Below are 19,170 nucleotides of genomic sequence, written 5' to 3' on the forward strand. Positions count from 1 at the left end.
TCCGGCAGTGCGAATCACGGCTCGAACGGTCTGCGCTGAAACTGATCGTGACCGCATTTTGGACACAGCGGCAGTACGTCTGGCGTATACACGGCTAAATGGAAATGGCATTTTTCACACACCAGGTTGCCTAACCCCACCACCTCGCCGCTGTGATAAACCCCGTGATGGCTGAGATCCTGGAACACCTCACGCCATTCCAGCTGGGTTTTGTCGGTAATATCCGCCAGTTCCTGCCACAGGCTCTCTTTAATTACCCGCATAAAGACGCTGTCGGACTCCTCCTCGAGGCTCTCTTCGTAGCTCATGGCGAACTCTTCCAGGTCGCGTCTGACCGCGCGGATCAGTTCGTCCGCCTCGGTTCGCGTTAACTCCCCTGCCTGCAATACCCGCTGCCGCGCCTGTTCCACCAGCAGGTCGATATCGCGTTCGCCGTTACGCAGGCGTTCGCTTAATGACGCCACCAGTTCACGGTAATATTGAGCAACCTTGTTCATCGTTTCGCCTCCTGGGTCGTTAACTGTCTATAATAATAGACGTTATTTGCACACTGCTTTGTAAGATCGCCCGCAGAGTGAGTAAATCAATGCGCGGATTAACCCTGCGAAAGACTGTTTTGACGCGGGCGTTTGGGCTATGCTATGCGGATCTAAAACACCACCTCTAAAGCTACGTTTGTAGCTGTATTGAAAACAGGACCACTGGCTGCCATGCAAGAGCAATACCGCCCGGAAGAGATAGAATCCAAAGTACAGCTTCACTGGGATGAGAAGCGCACATTTGAAGTAACCGAAGACGAGAGCAAAGAGAAGTATTACTGCCTGTCTATGCTTCCCTATCCTTCTGGCCGACTACACATGGGCCACGTGCGTAACTACACCATCGGTGACGTGATCGCCCGTTACCAGCGCATGCTCGGCAAAAACGTGTTGCAGCCTATCGGTTGGGACGCTTTCGGCCTGCCTGCGGAAGGCGCAGCGGTGAAAAACAACACCGCGCCGGCACCGTGGACTTACGACAACATCGCCTATATGAAAAACCAGCTTAAAATGCTGGGCTTCGGCTACGACTGGAGCCGTGAACTGGCGACCTGCACCCCCGAATACTATCGCTGGGAACAGAAATTCTTTACCGAGCTGTATAAAAAAGGTCTGGTTTACAAAAAGACCTCTGCGGTGAACTGGTGCCCGAACGATCAGACCGTGCTCGCTAACGAACAGGTGATCGACGGCTGCTGCTGGCGCTGCGACACCAAAGTTGAGCGTAAAGAGATCCCGCAGTGGTTTATCAAAATTACCGCTTATGCGGACGAACTGCTGAACGATCTGGACAAGCTCGATCACTGGCCTGACACCGTCAAAACGATGCAGCGCAACTGGATTGGCCGTTCTGAAGGCGTGGAAATCACCTTTGATGTGACCGGTTATGAAGATACGCTGACCGTTTACACCACCCGCCCGGATACCTTTATGGGCGCCACTTACCTGGCCGTTGCCGCCGGTCACCCGCTGGCGCAGAAAGCCGCGGCGAACAACCCGGAACTGGCTGCCTTTATCGACGAATGCCGCAATACCAAAGTCGCGGAAGCCGACATGGCGACCATGGAGAAGAAAGGCGTCGATACCGGCTTTAAAGCGGTACATCCGTTAACCGGCGAAGCGATCCCGGTCTGGGCGGCGAACTTCGTGCTGATGGAATACGGCACCGGCGCGGTCATGGCGGTTCCGGGTCACGATCAGCGCGACTACGAATTTGCCACCAAATACGGTTTAACCATCAAACCCGTCATTCTTGCCGCCGACGGTTCCGAACCGGATCTGTCCGAACAGGCGCTGACCGAAAAAGGCGTGCTGTTTAACTCCGGCGAATTCGACGGTCTGGCCTTTGAAGACGCCTTCAACGCGATTGCCGACAAACTGGCGGCGCAAGGCGTGGGCGAGCGCAAAGTGAACTACCGTCTGCGCGACTGGGGCGTTTCCCGTCAGCGCTACTGGGGCGCGCCGATCCCAATGGTCACCCTGGAAGACGGCACCGTCATGCCAACCCCGGAAGATCAACTGCCGGTGATCCTGCCGGAAGACGTGGTCATGGACGGCATCACCAGCCCGATCAAAGCCGATCCTCAGTGGGCGAAAACCACCGTTAACGGTCAGCCAGCGCTGCGTGAAACCGACACCTTCGACACCTTTATGGAGTCCTCCTGGTATTACGCGCGCTACACCTGCCCGCAGTATCAGGAAGGCATGCTGGATTCCAAAGCCGCCAACTACTGGCTGCCTGTGGATATTTACATCGGCGGTATTGAACACGCCATCATGCATCTGCTCTACTTCCGCTTCTTCCATAAGCTGATGCGCGACGCGGGCATGGTGAACTCTGACGAACCGGCGAAACAGTTGCTGTGTCAGGGCATGGTGCTGGCGGATGCGTTCTATTATGTCGGCGAAAACGGCGAGCGTAACTGGGTTTCTCCGGTAGATGCCATTGTTGAGCGTGACGAGAAAGGCCGTATCGTGAAAGCGAAAGACGCGGCAGGCCATGAACTGGTGTACACCGGCATGAGCAAAATGTCGAAGTCGAAAAACAACGGTATCGACCCGCAGGTGATGGTTGAGCGTTACGGCGCCGACACCGTACGTCTGTTCATGATGTTCGCCTCCCCGGCGGATATGACCCTCGAATGGCAGGAATCCGGCGTTGAAGGGGCAAACCGCTTCCTGAAACGCGTCTGGAAACTGGTTTACGAGCATACTTCACGTGGCGACGCTGCGCCGCTGAACGTTGCCGCGCTGAGTGAAGATCAAAAAGCATTGCGTCGCGACGTACACAAAACGATCGCCAAAGTGACCGATGATATTGGTCGTCGTCAGACCTTCAACACCGCTATCGCCGCGATCATGGAACTGATGAATAAGCTGGCGAAAGCGCCGCAGGAAGACGAACAGGACCGCGCCCTGATGCAGGAAGCGCTGTTGGCGGTTGTGCGTATGCTTAACCCGTTCACTCCGCACGTCTGCTTTACGCTGTGGCAGTCGCTGAAAGGCGAAGGCGATATCGACAATGCGCCGTGGCCGGTGGCTGACGACGCCGCGATGGTTGAAGACTCCACCCTCGTCGTGGTGCAGGTCAACGGCAAAGTGCGTGGCAAAATCACCGTTCCGGTGGATGCGACCGAAGAACAGGTTCGTGAACGTGCGGGTCAGGAACATCTGGTCGCAAAATATCTTGAGGGCGTGACCGTGCGTAAAGTGATTTACGTACCGGGTAAACTTCTCAATCTGGTCGTTGGCTAAGCGCGGGAGGAAGCGTGCGATATCTGGCAACAGTGTTGTTATCTCTGGCGGTGTTAACCACCGCCGGGTGTGGCTGGCATCTGCGTAGCACTACGCAGGTTCCGGACACCATGAAAACCATGATCCTCGACTCCGGTGATCCTAACGGCCCACTGAGTCGTGCGGTGCGTAATCAGTTGCGCCTGAACGATGTTGAGCTGCTGGAAAAAGGCTCAATGCGTAAAGATGTCCCATCGTTACGTCTGGGCGCCGTCAGTATTTCTCAGGATACGGCGTCGGTCTTCCAGGACGGTCAGACGGCTGAGTATCAGATGGTCATGAACGTTAACGCCTCGGTGCTGATCCCGGAACACGGTATTTACCCGATCAACACCAAAGTGTACCGTTCATTCTTCGACAACCCGCAGATGGCGCTGGCGAAGGATAACGAACAGCAGATGATCATCAACGAAATGTATGACAAAGCGGCTGAACAGCTGATTCGTAAGCTGTCCAGCGTAAAAATCGCTGATGTCCGCTCTGTTCAGGAAGAAGAAAAAACTGAAAATACCGCGGCCACACCTGCGGCTTCTTCCTCACGCGTTTCAACCACGCTGGGTAACTGATGATTCGGTTGTACCCTGAACAACTCCGCGCGCAGCTCTCCGAAGGGCTGCGCGCGGCGTATTTATTACTCGGTAACGACCCTCTTTTGTTGCAGGAAAGCCAGGACGCCATTCGTCAGGCAGCGGCAGCGCAGGGGTTCGAAGAACACCATACCTTTTCGCTCGACAACAGCACCGACTGGAATGCGCTGTTTTCACAGTGTCAGGCGATGAGTCTGTTCGCCAGTCGACAGACGCTGTTGCTGTTGCTGCCGGAAAACGGTCCAAACGCCGCCATCAACGAGCAGCTGGCCCACCTCACTCAGTTACTGCATGACGATCTCCTGCTTTTGGTGCGCGGTAATAAGCTCACAAAAGCCCAGGAAAATGCCGCGTGGCTCAGCGCGCTGGCCGATCGGAGCGTACAGGTCAGTTGCCAGACGCCGGAGCAGGCTCAGCTTCCGCGCTGGGTGGCCGCCCGGGCAAAACAAAAGAATCTGCAACTGGATGACGCGGCAAATCAGCTGCTGTGCTATTGCTATGAAGGCAACCTGCTGGCGCTGGCGCAGGCGCTGGAACGCCTGTCATTGCTGTGGCCGGACGGAAAACTCACGCTACCCCGTGTCGAACAGGCGGTGAACGATGCCGCGCACTTTACCCCGTTTCATTGGGTCGATGCGCTGGTGATGGGCAAGAGCAAACGCGCACTGCATATTCTTCAGCAATTACGCCTGGAAGGCAGCGAGCCGGTCATTTTATTGCGCACCCTGCAGCGTGAACTTTTACTGCTGGTCAACCTCAAGCGCCAGGCCGCCCATACGCCCCTGCGCGCGCTGTTTGATAAACACCGCGTCTGGCAAAACCGCCGTGCCATGACGAGCGAAGCCCTGAACCGACTAAGCCTGACGCAACTGCGCCAGGCGGTGCAGCTACTGACACGTACAGAAATAACGCTGAAGCAGGATTATGGCCAGTCAGTCTGGGCGGAACTCGAAGGTCTTTCGCTGCTGATTTGCCATAAGGCGCTGGCAGACGTTTTTATTGATGGTTGATATGAAATCGTTACAGGCACTTTTTGGCGGCACCTTTGATCCGGTGCATTATGGTCACCTCAAGCCCGTGGAAACCCTGGCCAACCTGATTGGCCTGTCACGGGTGATTGTGATGCCGAACAATGTTCCCCCGCATCGTCCACAGCCGGAGGCCACCAGCGCCCAGCGGAAAACGATGCTCGAGCTGGCCATAGCCGATAAACCGCTGTTCACCCTTGATGAGCGTGAACTGCTGCGCGATACGCCTTCTTATACCGCGCAAACGCTGAAAGAATGGCGAGAGGAGCAAGGTCCGGATGCGCCGCTGGCGTTTATCATCGGCCAGGATTCACTGCTAACCTTTCCCACATGGCATGACTACGAAACCATCCTTGATAACACCCATCTGATCGTCTGCCGCCGTCCAGGTTACCCACTGGAGATGGCGCAGGAGCAGCATCAGCGCTGGCTGGAAAAGCATCTGACGCATACTCCGGACGATCTGCACCGGCTGCCCGCGGGCAAAATCTATCTTGCCGAAACACCGTGGTTTAATATCTCCGCCACCCTTATTCGCGAGCGTCTGGAAAACGGCGAATCCTGCGACGACCTGATGCCGAAAGCAGTATTGGACTATATTAATCTGCACGGTTTGTATCGTTAAGCACATCCGCTAACGCCGCCAGCAGACGGTCGTTTTCTCCGCTACTGCGTATCGCCACCCGAAAATAACGCGCATCAAGCCCTGGATAATTGGCGCAGCTACGGATCAAAATATGCCGTTCGAGGAGCGCGCGCTGCAGATCCCTTTCGCATTTCAGCAGCAGATAATTTGCCCGGGCAGGATAGACGCTCAAACCCGGCAGCGCGCTCAACTGCTGATAAACGCGTTCCCCTTCCTCTTTCAGCCACTGCCAGGTCGCCCGCTGCCAGGCGATGTCATCCAGCAGATGTTCTCCGGCAAGCGCCGCAAACGCATTGATCGACCAGGGCATCTGCCGGGCGCGTACTCTGGCGACCGCCTGCTCGTCGCTGTTGACCAGATACCCCAGACGCAGCCCCGGAATGGCATAAAACTTGGTCAACGAACGCAGCACCCAGATATGCGGGTTAGCCTGCAAGGTGGGAATAAACCCCGGCTCGTCGGGGATGAAATCGAGAAAGGCTTCATCCAGAATCAGTGCGATATTCAGCGCTTTACAGCGTCGCGCAATGGCCTCGAGCAGCGACCGCTCCGGCAGCAGGCCGGTAGGATTATTAGGCGTACAGAGAAACAGGCAGTCATGCTCAGCGCGTAGCGCGCCAAGGATAGCGTCGGTGAGCTGCCAGCCGTCCGCCTCACGCAGGGCGAACAGGTCAATCTGGCATTCGCCGCGGCGTAAGGCGCGACCGTATTCGGCAAAGCCGGGCGTGACAATCATCGCCCGTCGCGGTTTAAGGCCGTCCACCAACGCGAAAATCGCCTCCGTCTCGCCGTTTGTCGCCAGGATCCAGGATGCGGGGATCTGATGATGTTTCGCCAGCGCCTGATGAAGATGGCGGTATTCAACGTCCGGATAGCGCTCGGCAAGATGAAGATTGTCGACGATGGCGCGTTTTACCGACGCCGGCATACCCAGCGGGTTAATATTCGCGCTAAAATCCAGCAGCCGATCGGCTGAAATACCGAGTAGCTCGGCGGCCTCGCGGGTATTCCCGCCGTGTGCGCTTGAAAACAGAGACATCGTGCCGCTCCTGGCAAAAGACGTTATTTTAAAGAAAACAGCGCGCGCAATCAGGGCCAATATCATGTTTTGCGCGAATACGTTCACGAGGAAAAAATGCGACTCTGGTTAGTTCGTCATGGTGAAACCGAAGCCAATGTAGCCGGTCTGTACAGCGGCCATGCTCCCACGCCGCTGACGGCGCGAGGTATTACTCAAGCGCAGACGCTGAACACACTGCTCAAGCAGGTTCCCTTTGAGCAGGTACTGTGCAGCGAGCTGGAGCGGGCGCAGCATACGGCGCGCTTAGTCTTAGCCGGGCGAGATCTTCCTCTCCTGACCCGCCCCGAGCTGAATGAAATGTTTTTCGGCGACTGGGAAATGCGCCATCACCGGGATCTTTGCGAAGAAGATGCGAGCAATTACGCGGCGTGGTGCAACGACTGGCAAAATGCGATCCCCACCAACGGTGAAGGATTTCAGGCGTTTTCAGGCCGGGTGGATCGGCTGATAAGCCAGCTTGCCGACTACCAGCATCATACACATGTGCTGATGGTCAGCCATCAGGGCGTACTTAGCCTGCTGATTGCAAAGCTGCTTTCTATGCCCGCGACCGCCATGTGGCGCTTTCGCGTTGAGCAAGGCTGCTGGAGCGCCATTGATTTCCACGACGATTTTGCCACACTGCGGGTACTGAACAGCAGAGCGGTATGGCAGCCGGGAGAATGAAAGGTCTGTTTTTTAGCGCCAGACACGCTTCGACCAGTGACACCCCCTGACAGGCTGCTATTCTCCGCTGCCAGACTTTTCCCGCCCTTCAGCCCTTTGCAGAAATTGTTTTACAAAAATGGCGATGCATTCTGTTGCATGGGGTGGGATGATAGCCCACTTTCCGCACCTGAGCCGGTGACATTTGTCCCGTACCCGTGTGGGTTCAGGTATACTGACAGACTTATTTGTTTTATGCATTCATGCCCCAGGAGGAAAACTTGCAGGGTAAAGCACTCCAGGATTTTGTTATCGACAAAATTGATGACCTTAAAGGTCAGGACATCATCGCCTTAGACGTTCAGGGCAAATCCAGCATCACTGACTGTATGATTATCTGTACCGGCACCTCCAGCCGCCATGTGATGTCTATCGCCGATCACGTTGTGCAGGAATCCCGCGCGGCGGGCATGCTGCCGCTGGGCGTGGAAGGCGAAAGCGTTGCCGACTGGATCGTCGTTGACCTGGGTGAAGTGATTGTCCACGTGATGCAGGAAGAAAGCCGTCGCCTGTATGAACTGGAAAAACTCTGGAGTTAATGCGTGAAGCTTCAACTTGTCGCGGTAGGCACGAAAATGCCCGACTGGGTACAAACCGGTTTTACCGAGTACCTGCGGCGTTTTCCAAAAGATATGCCTTTTGAGCTTATCGAAATTCCAGCGGGCAAACGCGGCAAGAACGCGGATATTAAGCGTATTCTCGACAAAGAGGGTGAACTGATGCTGGCCGCCGCAGGCAAAAACCGCATCGTCACCCTGGATATTCCGGGTAAACCCTGGGACACGCCGCAGCTGGCAACGGAACTGGAACGCTGGAAGCTGGACGGGCGTGACGTCAGCTTGCTCATCGGCGGGCCGGAGGGCCTCTCTCCCGCCTGTAAAGCAGCGGCGGAACAAAGCTGGTCGCTCTCCGCGCTGACCCTTCCCCACCCGCTGGTTCGGGTGTTGGTCGCCGAGAGCCTGTATCGGGCATGGAGCATTACCACTAATCACCCCTATCACCGTGAGTGATCGTTGAGCTTGAGTAGACTACGCAGCGGATGAAACTACAGAATTCTTTTCGCGACTATACGGCTGAGTCCGCGCTGTTTGTGCGCCGGGCGCTGGTCGCCTTTTTGGGTATATTACTGCTCACCGGCGTGCTTATCGCCAACCTGTATAATCTGCAAATCGTCCGGTATACCGACTACCAGACCCGCTCAAATGAAAACCGCATCAAGCTGGTGCCCATTGCCCCCAGCCGCGGCATTATATACGACCGTAACGGCATTCCGCTGGCCCTGAACCGCACGATTTACCAGATCGAAATGATGCCGGAAAAGGTAGACAACGTGCAGCAAACGTTAGACGCCCTGCGCGACGTCGTGGATCTCACCGACGACGATATCGCGGCCTTTAAGAAAGAACGCGCCCGTTCACACCGTTTCACCTCCATTCCCGTGAAAACCAACCTGACAGAAGTGCAGGTCGCGCGTTTTGCTGTAAACCAGTACCGTTTCCCTGGCGTCGAAGTGAAAGGCTATAAGCGCCGCTACTACCCTTACGGCTCCGCACTCACTCACGTTATCGGCTACGTGTCGAAGATCAATGATAAAGATGTCGAACGGCTGGATAAAGACGGCAAGCTGGCGAACTATGCCGCCACCCATGACATCGGTAAGCTGGGCATTGAGCGCTACTATGAAGACGTGCTTCACGGCCAGACCGGCTACGAAGAAGTTGAAGTCAATAACCGGGGCCGCGTCATCCGCCAGCTTAAAGAAGTGCCGCCGCAGGCCGGGCACGACATCCACCTCACCATAGATTTAAAACTGCAGCAGTATATTGAGACGCTACTCGCAGGCAGCCGCGCGGCGGTGATCGTGACCGACCCACGCACCGGCGGCGTGCTGTCGCTGGTGTCAATGCCCAGCTATGACCCGAACCTGTTTGTCGACGGCATTTCCAGTAAAGACTATTCCGGTTTGCTTAACGATCCGAACACGCCGCTGGTCAACCGCGCCACGCAAGGGGTTTATCCACCGGCCTCGACGGTAAAACCGTATGTCGCCGTCTCCGCGTTAAGCGCAGGCGTGATTACCCGCAATACCAGCCTGTTCGACCCGGGGTGGTGGCAGTTGCCGGGGTCTGAAAAACGCTACCGCGACTGGAAAAAGTGGGGCCACGGACATCTGAACGTCACCAAATCGCTGGAAGAATCCGCCGATACCTTCTTCTATCAGGTCGCGTATGACATGGGAATTGACCGCCTGTCCGAGTGGATGGGTAAATTTGGCTATGGGCACTATACCGGTATCGATCTCGCGGAAGAGCGCTCCGGTAACATGCCGACCCGCGAATGGAAAATGAAGCGCTTTAAGAAGCCGTGGTATCAGGGCGATACCATTCCGGTGGGTATCGGACAAGGTTACTGGACGGCCACGCCGATTCAGATGAGCAAAGCGCTGATGATCCTGATTAACGACGGCGTAGTAAAAGTGCCACATCTGCTGATGAGCACTTCCGAAAACGGCAAGCAGGTTCCGTGGGTACAGCCTCACGAACCGCCGGTTGGCGACATTCACTCTGGTTACTGGGAACTGGCGAAAGACGGTATGTACGGCGTGGCAAACCGCGGTAACGGTACTGCGCATAAATACTTTGCCAGCGCGCCGTATAAAATCGCGGCCAAATCCGGTACGGCCCAGGTCTTTGGCCTGAAAGCCAACGAAACCTATAACGCGCATAAAATTGCCGAACGCCTGCGCGATCACAAGCTGATGACGGCCTTCGCGCCTTATGATAACCCGCAGGTTGCGGTCGCCATGATCCTCGAAAACGGCGGCGCTGGCCCGGCGGTGGGGACAATTATGCGTCAGATACTTGACCACATTATGTTGGGTGACAATAACACCAGTCTGCCAGCTGAAAACCCGGCGGTTGCGGCGGCGGAGGATCAATAACGATGACGGATAATCCGAACAAAAAAACATTCTGGGATAAAATTCATATCGATCCCACCATGTTGCTGATTCTGCTGGCGCTGCTGGTGTACAGCTCGCTGGTGATCTGGAGCGCCAGCGGCCAGGATATTGGCATGATGGAGCGTAAGGTCGGGCAGATCGCCATTGGTCTGGTGATCATGGTGGTAATGGCGCAAATTCCGCCTCGCGTTTATGAAGGCTGGGCGCCCTATCTTTACATTGTCTGCATCATATTGCTGGTGGCGGTCGATGCCTTCGGGGCAATATCAAAAGGAGCACAGCGCTGGCTGGATCTCGGCATCGTGCGCTTTCAGCCATCCGAAATCGCCAAGATCGCCGTTCCGCTAATGGTCGCGCGCTTTATCAACCGCGACGTTTGCCCGCCATCGCTGAAGAATACCGCCATTGCACTGGTGCTGATTTTTATGCCGACCCTGCTGGTGGCGGCGCAGCCTGACCTGGGCACCTCAATTCTGGTCGCCCTTTCCGGCCTGTTTGTGCTGTTCCTTTCGGGCCTGAGCTGGCGTCTGATTGGCGTGGCGGCGCTGCTGCTTGCCGCGTTTATTCCGATCCTCTGGTTCTTCCTGATGCATGATTATCAACGCCAGCGCGTCATGATGCTTCTCGACCCGGAAACCGATCCGTTAGGCGCGGGCTACCATATTATTCAGTCTAAGATCGCGATTGGCTCAGGCGGCCTGAGCGGTAAAGGCTGGCTGCACGGGACGCAGTCGCAGCTGGAATTTCTTCCGGAACGTCATACCGACTTTATCTTCGCGGTACTGGCCGAAGAACTGGGCCTGGTGGGGATCCTTATCCTGCTGGCGCTGTACATCCTGCTGATCATGCGTGGCCTGTGGATTGCCGCCCACGCGCAAACCACCTTTGGTCGCGTCATGGCCGGTGGTTTAATGTTGATATTATTCGTTTATGTCTTCGTTAATATTGGTATGGTGAGTGGTATTCTGCCTGTTGTAGGCGTTCCGCTGCCACTGGTCAGTTACGGAGGCTCGGCGCTGATTGTGCTGATGGCCGGGTTCGGGATTGTCATGTCGATCCATACCCACAGAAAAATGTTATCGAAAAGCGTGTAAGGGGTGCGCAATGCGTAAGCAGTTGCCTGGAGTCTGCGTCGCAGCAGGAATTATGCTGCTCGCGGCATGTACGAGCGATGATGGTCAGCAAGCGACCATCGTTGCGCCGCAGCCAGCGGTATGTAATGGACCGGTGGTGGAGATCGGCGGAGCGGAGCCGCGTTACGAGCCGCTCAGCCCGACCGCTAATCAGGATTACCAGCGAGACGGTAAGCATTATAAGATTGTGCAGGATCCGTCGCGCTTCAGTCAGGCCGGGCTTGCTGCGATTTACGATGCCGAACCGGGCAGCAATCTCACCGCTTCGGGCGAGATGTTTGATCCGATGCAGCTGACGGCTGCGCATCCTACATTGCCGATCCCTGGCTATGCGCGAATTACTAACCTCGCCAATGGCCGGATGATCGTCGTACGCATTAACGATCGTGGCCCTTACGGCAACGATCGGGTGATTTCGCTGTCGCGCGCCGCCGCCGACCGTCTGAACACCTCGAATAACACCAAAGTGCGCATCGATCCGATCGTGGTCGCCCAGGACGGTTCCCTGTCGGGTCCCGGCATGGCGTGTACCACTGTGGCAAAACAAACCTATGCCCTGCCCGCGCGGCCAGACCTGAGCGGCGGCATGGGAAGCGCCTCCTCCGCACCACAGGCTATCCAGCCTCAGGGCGATGTTCGCGCGATCAGTAACGCCACGCTGAAAAGCGAAGACAGCGCTGGCGCGCCGGTAAACAGTAGCGGTTTCCTCGGCGCGCCAACGACCTTAGCGTCAGGCGTTCTGGAAGGCAGTGAACCGACACCGGCTGCGCAACCCACCACTGCCGCGCCGGTAACCGCTCCTGTGAGCGCGCCAACTGCAACGGTACCTGCCGCAGCGCCTGCTGCAGCATCCGGTCATTATGTTGTTCAGGTCGGGGCAGTCAGCGACCAGGGGCGCGCGCAACAGTATCAGACGCGGTTAGCACAGCAGTTTAACGTGTCTGGACGCGTGACCCAGAACGGCGCCGTGTGGCGAATTCAGCTCGGTCCTTTCGCCAGTAAAGCGGAAGCCAGCGCGCTACAGCAGCGTTTACAATCCGAAGCCCAGCTGCAGTCATTCATCACCGGCGCGCAATAACGTAAAAGCGGCATCTGATTTGTCAATTTCTGTAAGTGACGTTAACAACGTTAACAAAAGTCACCCGGAAAGTCAGATGCCTGCCGGTAGTGCATTTGCTATAGTAAGGCACTTTTTTCAATTCCATCACGGATGTCGTAGTTCAGACCATGAAGACCACTTTTTCCGCTCGTTTCATGCAGCGCATGGCGCTCACCACGGCTCTCTTCACAGCCGCTATCTCAGGCGCGCATGCCGATGACCTGAATATTAAAACCATGATCCCGGGTGTTCCGCAGATCGATGCGGAGTCTTACATCCTTATTGATTACAACTCCGGCAAGGTGCTGGCTGAACAAAATGCCGACACCCGTCGCGATCCGGCCAGTCTGACCAAAATGATGACCAGCTATGTTATCGGTCAGGCAATGAAAGCGGGAAAATTCAAAGAAACCGATCTGGTCACGATTGGCAACGATGCCTGGGCGACCGGTAATCCGGTCTTCAAAGGCTCTTCTCTGATGTTCCTGAAGCCAGGAATGCAGGTGCCGGTTTCACAGCTGATTCGCGGCATCAACCTGCAGTCCGGTAACGACGCCTGCGTGGCGATGGCGGATTTTGCCGCAGGGAGCCAGGACGCGTTTGTAGGTCTGATGAACAGCTATGTGAACGCGCTGGGACTGAAAAACACCCACTTCCAGACGGTACATGGTCTGGATGCGGAAGGTCAGTACAGCTCCGCTCGCGACATGGCGTTGATTGGCCAGGCGCTGATCCGCGATGTGCCGAACGAATACTCGGTGTACAAAGAAAAAGAGTTCACCTTTAACGGCATTCGCCAGATGAACCGCAACGGCCTGTTATGGGATAACAGCCTGAATGTGGACGGTATCAAAACCGGACATACGGCAAAAGCGGGCTATAACCTTGTCGCCTCCGCGACCGAAGGGCAGATGCGTTTGATCTCCGCAGTGATGGGGGGACGCACCTATAAAGGTCGTGAAACCGAAAGTAAAAAGCTACTGACCTGGGGCTTCCGTTTCTTCGAAACCGTCAACCCGCTGAAAGCCGGTAAAGAGTTCGCCTCTGAACCCGCCTGGTTTGGCGATACCGATCGCGCCTCCTTAGGCGTGGATAAAGATGTGTATCTGACCATCCCGCGCGGACGCATGAAAGATCTGAAGGCCAGCTATGTTCTGAACAACGCGGAACTCCACGCGCCGTTGCAGAAAAATCAGGTGGTCGGCACCATTAACTTCCAGCTCGACGGCAAAACCATTGAGCAACGTCCGCTGGTTGTGCTGCAGGAAATCCCGGAAGGCAACTTCTTCGGTAAGATCATTGATTACATTAAATTAATGTTCCATCACTGGTTTGGTTAAAAATCGAACACTTGAAAGTGTGATTTCCATCCCCATATACTAAGCATCAGTAAAACTCCCGCCTTGCCGCGGGAGTTGTCATTTTTTTACGTTACGCCGGAGCTGACATGAAAACCAAACTTAACGAACTGCTTGAATTCCCTACGCCTTTTACTTACAAAGTTATGGGGCAGGCGTTACCTGAGCTGGTCGATCAGGTGGTTGAAGTGGTACAGCGCCATGCGCCAGGTGATTACTCTCCGACGGTAAAACCAAGCAGCAAAGGCAATTACCACTCGGTTTCTATTACCATCAACGCCACGCATATTGAACAAGTTGAAACATTGTACGAAGAGCTCGGCAACATTGAGATCGTCCGTATGGTGCTGTAAATCTGTTAACGTTACCCGGCATTGTCCGGGTAACCCCTCTCCTCTCTCGCTGTGATATACTTTTTCCCTCTTTTGTTTTCTCTACGGAGATGCTGTTTTGTCTCAGGATAAAATACTGGTCCGCCAGCTCGGCCTTCAACCCTACGAGCCCGTCTCCCAGGCCATGCACGAATTTACAGACACCCGCGATGAGCACACCGCCGACGAAATCTGGCTGGTAGAACATCACCCGGTCTTTACCCAGGGCCAGGCGGGAAAAGCGGAACATGTCCTGATGCCCGGCGATATCCCGGTGATTCAAAGCGATCGCGGTGGACAAGTGACCTATCATGGCCCTGGCCAACAGGTGATGTACGTCCTGTTCAATCTCAAACGCCGCAAGCTGGGCGTCCGGGAACTGGTCACCCTGCTGGAACAAACCGTCGTGAATACGCTGGCGGAAGTCGGTATAGACGCACATCCCCGCGCCGATGCCCCAGGCGTCTACGTCGGTGAAAAGAAAATCTGCTCCCTCGGATTACGTATTCGCCGCGGCTGCTCGTTCCATGGCCTGGCCCTGAACGTAAATATGGACCTTTCGCCATTTTTGCGTATTAACCCATGTGGTTATGCGGGAATGGAGATGACAAAAATATCGCAGTGGGATAAACAAGCCACCACGGAAAATATTCGACCACGTTTATTGGCAAATATTTTAGCCCTGCTAAATAATCCTCCTCACGAATATATTACTGCTTAACCAATTGATAATAATGACCCACAAATTAGCTGGGTCATTAATCCAGATCCCTTGAAGGCTTTACAAAACCGCCTGGTTTCTATATTTTCATTATCTCTGTGTTTGAATCGTTAACGAAATATTTCGTTTCGTCGTCATTCTATTTTTCATCGACGCGCGTTAATTATTCAATCGTCATTCTTTTTGCAATCATTTTTCGCAATGGCAAGATGAGTAAGGGTGGAGAAAATATATGCAGCTCATAAATATAACTCACGCAATTATTCATAAAACAAATAAATCTGGAGTGTGAGCGTGAGTGAGAATAGTCAGCCGAAAGGCCATTGTTACGAACACCGGCCCGAAGATAAACCGCAAATTTTCAGAACGCTAAGAAATATCGACCTGAATCTGTTGACTATCTTTGAGGCTGTTTATGTTCATAAAGGTATCGTTAACGCCGCCAAAATACTCAATCTGACGCCTTCGGCCATCAGCCAGTCTATTCAGAAACTGCGCACTATTTTTCCCGACCCGCTGTTTATTCGCAAAGGACAAGGTGTTACGCCAACCGCCTATGCCACTCATTTGCACGAATATATCAGCCAGGGTCTTGAGTCGATTCTCGGCGCTCTCGATCTTACCGGCTGTTATGACAAACAGCGAACCATTACCATTGGCACCTCGCCGTCCGTCGGCGCGCTGGTGATGCCCACCCTCTACCAGGCGATCAAAACCCGCTTTCCGCAACTGCTGTTGCGTAATATTCCCGTGCATGACGCCGAAGCCCAACTCAGCCAGTTCCAGACCGATTTGATTATTGATAACCACGTATACAGCAATCGCGTGGTCCAGCATCAGGTTCTCTTTTCCGACAACATTGAACTGGTTTGCCGGCAGAACCATCCACTCCTGACCGGCGCGTCCAGCCCTGAGCACGTCGACAATGCGGAACACAGCCTGTTGATGATAGAAGGGCAAAGCTTCACGCTGCTGCGCCAGCGGATCCAGGAGATTTTCCCGAACCGGAAAATCAGCTTCAGCAGCTATAACATATTCACCCTTGCCTCGCTGATCGCACACAGCGATCTTGTCGGCATTATGCCAGCCCGCTTTTTCACGCTGTTCAACCAGTGCTGGTCGCTACAGCGGCTGCCGCACCCCGCCCTGAACCGCGAGCAGGTCGACTACTCGCTCCATTACAATCGACTGAGCCTGCGCGATCCCATTCTGGAAAACGTGATTACGGTTATTGGTGATGCTTTTTGAAAAGGAAATGTTGCTGTCGGGTCACAACTGAGGTTGGGCATATGGCACAAAACAACAACTATTTTACATTTTACCGACCACTCAGGCTGCTTTAAGGGCCGTTTCAATGATATACTGCCTGTAGTGAATTCAAAAATAGTTGATAAATACAACATTTCATTGAATTAAAACGCTTTCCTTCGTATTCGCAACTGGAACACGCACGCTATGAGTAAACCCATTGTGATGGAACGCGGTGTTAAATACCGCGATGCCGATAAGATGGCCCTTATCCCGGTCAAAAATGTGGCGACAGAGCGCGAAGCCCTGCTGCGCAAACCGGAATGGATGAAAATTAAGCTTCCAGCGGACTCCACGCGTATCCAGGGCATTAAAGCCGCCATGCGCAAAAACGGCCTGCATTCCGTCTGTGAGGAAGCCTCCTGCCCGAACCTGGCGGAATGTTTCAATCACGGCACCGCCACCTTTATGATCCTCGGCGCAATTTGCACCCGTCGCTGCCCGTTCTGTGATGTTGCTCACGGTCGCCCTGTTGCCCCTGACGCCAATGAGCCGGTGAAACTGGCGCAAACCATTGCTGATATGGCGCTGCGCTATGTGGTGATCACCTCCGTGGATCGTGACGATCTGCGTGACGGCGGCGCGCAGCATTTTGCAGACTGCATTACCGCAATCCGTGAAAAGAGCCCGAACATAAAAATTGAAACACTGGTGCCTGACTTCCGTGGCCGTATGGATCGCGCATTGGATATTCTGACCGCCACCCCGCCGGATGTGTTCAACCATAATCTTGAAAACGTACCGCGTATCTATCGTCAGGTTCGTCCGGGCGCGGACTACAACTGGTCGCTGAAGTTACTGGAACGCTTTAAAGAAGCGCACCCGGAGATCCCGACCAAGTCAGGCCTGATGGTGGGTCTGGGCGAAACGAATGCTGAAATCATTGAGGTGATGCGTGATCTGCGCCGTCACGGCGTTACCATGCTCACTCTGGGTCAGTATCTGCAGCCGAGTCGCCACCATTTGCCGGTACAGCGCTACGTCAGCCCGGAAGAGTTTGACGAGATGAAAGCGGAAGCATTGGCAATGGGCTTTACCCACGCCGCCTGCGGTCCGTTCGTGCGTTCCTCTTACCATGCTGACCTGCAGGCGAAAGGAATGGAAGTGAAGTGATTCAGTAACGAATCGTTACATTTCAGCCATAAAAAAACCCGCCAGCGTGCGGGTTTTTTCTCGTCAGCATAAAACGGATGAGCATCCTGCTCCGGGCATTACTCTTTATGAGAGAGTTTTTCAGCCTGAACGTTACCGTCTACGTCTCTTTTTGCAGTCGCATCGTCATCGTTCATGGCTTTTTTAAAGCCCTTGATTGCCGTGCCCAGGTCTCCACCCAGCGTGCGTAACTTCTTGGTACCAAACAGCAGAACAACCAGTGCGGCAACCACCAGCAGTTTGGTAATACTAATCTCACCCATAAATACCTTCTCGAATTAAAACAGGCAGCAAAGCGTGCCTTGATAACCGGATAACATTAACGGTCATTTGACGCGCGCACACAATAGCAATCTGTAACAAGGTGAATCAAGCAGTGTTTAAAAAAACGTCATAATAATTGCGGTGGCGCAAATCTGCGATTACGTAACACCGGCAACTGCGCGCGCACCTGGCGGATCCGCGCGGCAGAAATCTCTGCCATGATCAGCGCCGGGCACTCTGCCGCCGCCGCGACGGTTACGCCAAACGGGTCGATAATCCGGCTCTGACCAATATTTTTATTTCCGCACTCACCGGCAGCGACCATATAACAGGTCGTGTCCAGCGCCCGGGCCGCCAACAGCGTTGACCAGTGGTGCTCTTTCAGCGGCCCACGTACCCAGGCAGCCGGAAGTACCAGTACGTCCGCCCCTTGTAGCGCCTGGGCGATCGACAACTCAGGAAAGCGCAGATCGTAGCAGGTCATCAGCCCGACCTTAAACCCTTCCACCTCAATCAGCGGCGCAATCGTCTTTCCGGCGTCGACGTTTCGCGATTCCTGTATCGAAAACGCATCGTAAAGATGCAGCTTAGCGTAGCTCGCCACGATTTTCCCGGCGCGCAGCGCCACCAACGTATTCACCGCGCGTCCGGGAAGCGAAGGAACGTGGATAGTCAGGATAGTGGTCAGGGTATTGTTTGCGCTTTCCTGCAAAAGCCGCTGCAGGAACTCCCCTTCCAGTCGCTGGGCGGATTTAACCGATAAATCGGGATCCGCATCATCGCGCGCCAGCAGCGCTTCTGGCAGAACGAGCAGCGAGACGCCGCGTTTGACCGCTTGCGACATCAACGATACGCAGGTTTCTGCGTTTTCTTCCCATACGGGACTGACGGCAAATTGCCCGGCAGCAGCGAACATACACCCTCCAGTCAGGTTGGTTACACTCGCCAACCCTGTTTATTCAGCGTTACACTCATACCCATTACTCATCAAATAACAGGATTACGCAGTGTTACAACTTCTTTTAGCAGTTTTTATTGGCGGTGGTACAGGAAGTGTAGCGAGATGGATGCTCAGTATGCGGTTTAATCCGGTACATCAGGCGATCCCTGTGGGTACCCTGACCGCGAATTTACTGGGGGCATTTATCATTGGCATGGGACTGGCGTGGTTTAGTCGGATGACCCACATCGATCCTGTGTGGAAAGTGCTTATCACCACGGGGTTTTGCGGCGGGCTAACGACCTTCTCAACCTTTTCCGCGGAAGTGGTGTTTCTGCTTCAGGAAGGACGTGTTGCCTGGGCAATGCTGAATGTGCTGGTCAACCTGCTCGGCTCGTTTGCCATGACCGCGCTGGCGTTCTGGTTAGTTACCGCCGCCAGCAGCCACTAAAGATCAAAAAAAACCCGCTGATTAAGCGGGTT

The 19,170-nt window shown here is 54.7% G+C and carries 20 protein-coding genes; 16 read left to right on the plus strand and 4 right to left on the minus strand.

The features are described from left to right. Nucleotides 1-14: 14 nt before the first annotated feature. Nucleotides 15-497: a zinc ribbon-containing protein gene (locus OGY07_RS18460; RefSeq protein ID WP_042285476.1), complete on the minus strand. Its 483-nt coding sequence runs from the start codon at nt 495-497 to the stop codon at nt 15-17. Nucleotides 498-710: 213 nt separating this feature from the next. Here OGY07_RS18460 and leuS point away from each other — a divergent pair, with 213 nt between their 5' ends. The 4 genes from leuS to nadD are packed head-to-tail and all read left to right on the plus strand — an operon-like array spanning nt 711 to nt 5,572. Further along, a complete protein-coding gene (leuS, locus tag OGY07_RS18465; protein WP_060568907.1) occupies nt 711-3,293 on the plus strand; it encodes a leucine--tRNA ligase in 2,583 nt (860 codons plus the stop codon). A 14-nt stretch (nt 3,294-3,307) separates the two neighbouring features. Continuing rightward, nucleotides 3,308-3,898, plus strand: a complete 591-nt coding sequence (gene lptE / locus OGY07_RS18470; protein WP_060568908.1) for an LPS assembly lipoprotein LptE — start codon at nt 3,308-3,310, stop codon at nt 3,896-3,898. Continuing rightward, nucleotides 3,898-4,929, plus strand: coding sequence for a DNA polymerase III subunit delta (holA, locus tag OGY07_RS18475; protein WP_042285484.1), 1,032 nt, complete (start codon nt 3,898-3,900; stop codon nt 4,927-4,929). The genes lptE and holA overlap by 1 nt, the downstream gene beginning before the upstream one ends. A gap of 1 nt (nt 4,930) precedes the next feature. Further along, entirely contained in the window at nt 4,931-5,572 is a 642-nt protein-coding gene (gene nadD / locus OGY07_RS18480; RefSeq protein ID WP_286602280.1) for a nicotinate-nucleotide adenylyltransferase, read from the plus strand. Here nadD and cobD read toward each other — a convergent pair. After that, nucleotides 5,547-6,632: a threonine-phosphate decarboxylase CobD gene (gene cobD, locus OGY07_RS18485; RefSeq protein WP_286602282.1), complete on the minus strand. Its 1,086-nt coding sequence runs from the start codon at nt 6,630-6,632 to the stop codon at nt 5,547-5,549. The genes nadD and cobD overlap by 26 nt on opposite strands. A gap of 96 nt (nt 6,633-6,728) precedes the next feature. Between cobD and OGY07_RS18490 the strand changes: the two genes are divergently transcribed. The 11 genes from OGY07_RS18490 to lipA all read left to right on the plus strand — a co-directional run bounded on the left by OGY07_RS18490 (nt 6,729) and on the right by lipA (nt 17,444). Then, the gene (locus OGY07_RS18490; RefSeq protein WP_042285494.1) at nt 6,729-7,340 is read left to right on the plus strand and encodes an adenosylcobalamin/alpha-ribazole phosphatase; all 612 of its coding nucleotides are present in this window, start codon (nt 6,729-6,731) and stop codon (nt 7,338-7,340) included. A gap of 260 nt (nt 7,341-7,600) precedes the next feature. Beyond that, nucleotides 7,601-7,918 carry a ribosome silencing factor gene (gene rsfS, locus OGY07_RS18495; protein WP_012904988.1) on the plus strand — a complete coding sequence of 106 codons (318 nt, stop codon included), beginning with the start codon at nt 7,601-7,603 and terminating at the stop codon, nt 7,916-7,918. A 3-nt stretch (nt 7,919-7,921) separates the two neighbouring features. Further along, nucleotides 7,922-8,389 carry a 23S rRNA (pseudouridine(1915)-N(3))-methyltransferase RlmH gene (rlmH, locus tag OGY07_RS18500; RefSeq protein ID WP_042285498.1) on the plus strand — a complete coding sequence of 156 codons (468 nt, stop codon included), beginning with the start codon at nt 7,922-7,924 and terminating at the stop codon, nt 8,387-8,389. A 29-nt stretch (nt 8,390-8,418) separates the two neighbouring features. Further along, a complete protein-coding gene (gene mrdA / locus OGY07_RS18505) occupies nt 8,419-10,320 on the plus strand; it encodes a peptidoglycan DD-transpeptidase MrdA (protein ID WP_286602285.1) in 1,902 nt (633 codons plus the stop codon). Nucleotides 10,321-10,322: 2 nt separating this feature from the next. Then, nucleotides 10,323-11,435, plus strand: coding sequence for a peptidoglycan glycosyltransferase MrdB (gene mrdB / locus OGY07_RS18510; protein ID WP_042285504.1), 1,113 nt, complete (start codon nt 10,323-10,325; stop codon nt 11,433-11,435). Between the two features lie 10 nt (nt 11,436-11,445). After that, entirely contained in the window at nt 11,446-12,552 is a 1,107-nt protein-coding gene (rlpA, locus tag OGY07_RS18515) for an endolytic peptidoglycan transglycosylase RlpA (protein ID WP_286602287.1), read from the plus strand. A gap of 149 nt (nt 12,553-12,701) precedes the next feature. Then, nucleotides 12,702-13,913 carry a D-alanyl-D-alanine carboxypeptidase DacA gene (gene dacA / locus OGY07_RS18520; protein WP_042285511.1) on the plus strand — a complete coding sequence of 404 codons (1,212 nt, stop codon included), beginning with the start codon at nt 12,702-12,704 and terminating at the stop codon, nt 13,911-13,913. Nucleotides 13,914-14,020: 107 nt separating this feature from the next. Continuing rightward, complete coding sequence (gene ybeD, locus OGY07_RS18525) at nt 14,021-14,284, plus strand: DUF493 family protein YbeD (RefSeq protein WP_004100153.1); 264 nt, start codon at nt 14,021-14,023, stop codon at nt 14,282-14,284. Between the two features lie 97 nt (nt 14,285-14,381). Then, nucleotides 14,382-15,023 (plus strand): lipoyl(octanoyl) transferase LipB, encoded by a 642-nt coding sequence (gene lipB, locus OGY07_RS18530; protein ID WP_042285513.1) that lies wholly within the window; start codon nt 14,382-14,384, stop codon nt 15,021-15,023. Between the two features lie 294 nt (nt 15,024-15,317). Beyond that, nucleotides 15,318-16,271 (plus strand): YbeF family transcriptional regulator, encoded by a 954-nt coding sequence (locus OGY07_RS18535; protein ID WP_286602293.1) that lies wholly within the window; start codon nt 15,318-15,320, stop codon nt 16,269-16,271. A gap of 207 nt (nt 16,272-16,478) precedes the next feature. Then, nucleotides 16,479-17,444: a lipoyl synthase gene (lipA, locus tag OGY07_RS18540; RefSeq protein ID WP_286602295.1), complete on the plus strand. Its 966-nt coding sequence runs from the start codon at nt 16,479-16,481 to the stop codon at nt 17,442-17,444. Between the two features lie 98 nt (nt 17,445-17,542). Here the strand turns inward: lipA and tatE are convergent, their stop codons facing one another. Next, the gene (gene tatE / locus OGY07_RS18545) at nt 17,543-17,746 is read right to left on the minus strand and encodes a twin-arginine translocase subunit TatE (RefSeq protein ID WP_042285523.1); all 204 of its coding nucleotides are present in this window, start codon (nt 17,744-17,746) and stop codon (nt 17,543-17,545) included. A 128-nt stretch (nt 17,747-17,874) separates the two neighbouring features. Beyond that, nucleotides 17,875-18,663, minus strand: a complete 789-nt coding sequence (locus OGY07_RS18550) for a deaminated glutathione amidase (RefSeq protein WP_286602298.1) — start codon at nt 18,661-18,663, stop codon at nt 17,875-17,877. Nucleotides 18,664-18,754: 91 nt separating this feature from the next. On the opposite strand from OGY07_RS18550, the gene crcB reads away from it, so the two are divergent. After that, a complete protein-coding gene (gene crcB, locus OGY07_RS18555) occupies nt 18,755-19,138 on the plus strand; it encodes a fluoride efflux transporter CrcB (RefSeq protein ID WP_042285528.1) in 384 nt (127 codons plus the stop codon). Nucleotides 19,139-19,170: the final 32 nt, after the last annotated feature.

It is taken from the genome of Citrobacter sp. Cs237, assembly GCF_030332325.1.
GTDB classification, from domain to species: Bacteria; Pseudomonadota; Gammaproteobacteria; order Enterobacterales; family Enterobacteriaceae; genus Citrobacter_A; species Citrobacter_A sedlakii.

What these genes read in the sequence shown, in the direction of transcription:
- OGY07_RS18460 (WP_042285476.1), bottom strand. Translation starts at nt 497, where the DNA reads ATGAACAAGGTTGCTCAATATTACCGTGAACTGGTGGCGTCATTAAGC.
- leuS (WP_060568907.1), top strand. Translation starts at nt 711, where the DNA reads ATGCAAGAGCAATACCGCCCGGAAGAGATAGAATCCAAAGTACAGCTT.
- holA (WP_042285484.1), top strand. Translation starts at nt 3,898, where the DNA reads ATGATTCGGTTGTACCCTGAACAACTCCGCGCGCAGCTCTCCGAAGGG.
- nadD (WP_286602280.1), top strand. Translation starts at nt 4,931, where the DNA reads ATGAAATCGTTACAGGCACTTTTTGGCGGCACCTTTGATCCGGTGCAT.
- cobD (WP_286602282.1), bottom strand. Translation starts at nt 6,632, where the DNA reads ATGTCTCTGTTTTCAAGCGCACACGGCGGGAATACCCGCGAGGCCGCC.
- OGY07_RS18490 (WP_042285494.1), top strand. Translation starts at nt 6,729, where the DNA reads ATGCGACTCTGGTTAGTTCGTCATGGTGAAACCGAAGCCAATGTAGCC.
- mrdA (WP_286602285.1), top strand. Translation starts at nt 8,419, where the DNA reads ATGAAACTACAGAATTCTTTTCGCGACTATACGGCTGAGTCCGCGCTG.
- mrdB (WP_042285504.1), top strand. Translation starts at nt 10,323, where the DNA reads ATGACGGATAATCCGAACAAAAAAACATTCTGGGATAAAATTCATATC.
- rlpA (WP_286602287.1), top strand. Translation starts at nt 11,446, where the DNA reads ATGCGTAAGCAGTTGCCTGGAGTCTGCGTCGCAGCAGGAATTATGCTG.
- dacA (WP_042285511.1), top strand. Translation starts at nt 12,702, where the DNA reads ATGAAGACCACTTTTTCCGCTCGTTTCATGCAGCGCATGGCGCTCACC.
- ybeD (WP_004100153.1), top strand. Translation starts at nt 14,021, where the DNA reads ATGAAAACCAAACTTAACGAACTGCTTGAATTCCCTACGCCTTTTACT.
- lipA (WP_286602295.1), top strand. Translation starts at nt 16,479, where the DNA reads ATGAGTAAACCCATTGTGATGGAACGCGGTGTTAAATACCGCGATGCC.
- tatE (WP_042285523.1), bottom strand. Translation starts at nt 17,746, where the DNA reads ATGGGTGAGATTAGTATTACCAAACTGCTGGTGGTTGCCGCACTGGTT.
- OGY07_RS18550 (WP_286602298.1), bottom strand. Translation starts at nt 18,663, where the DNA reads ATGTTCGCTGCTGCCGGGCAATTTGCCGTCAGTCCCGTATGGGAAGAA.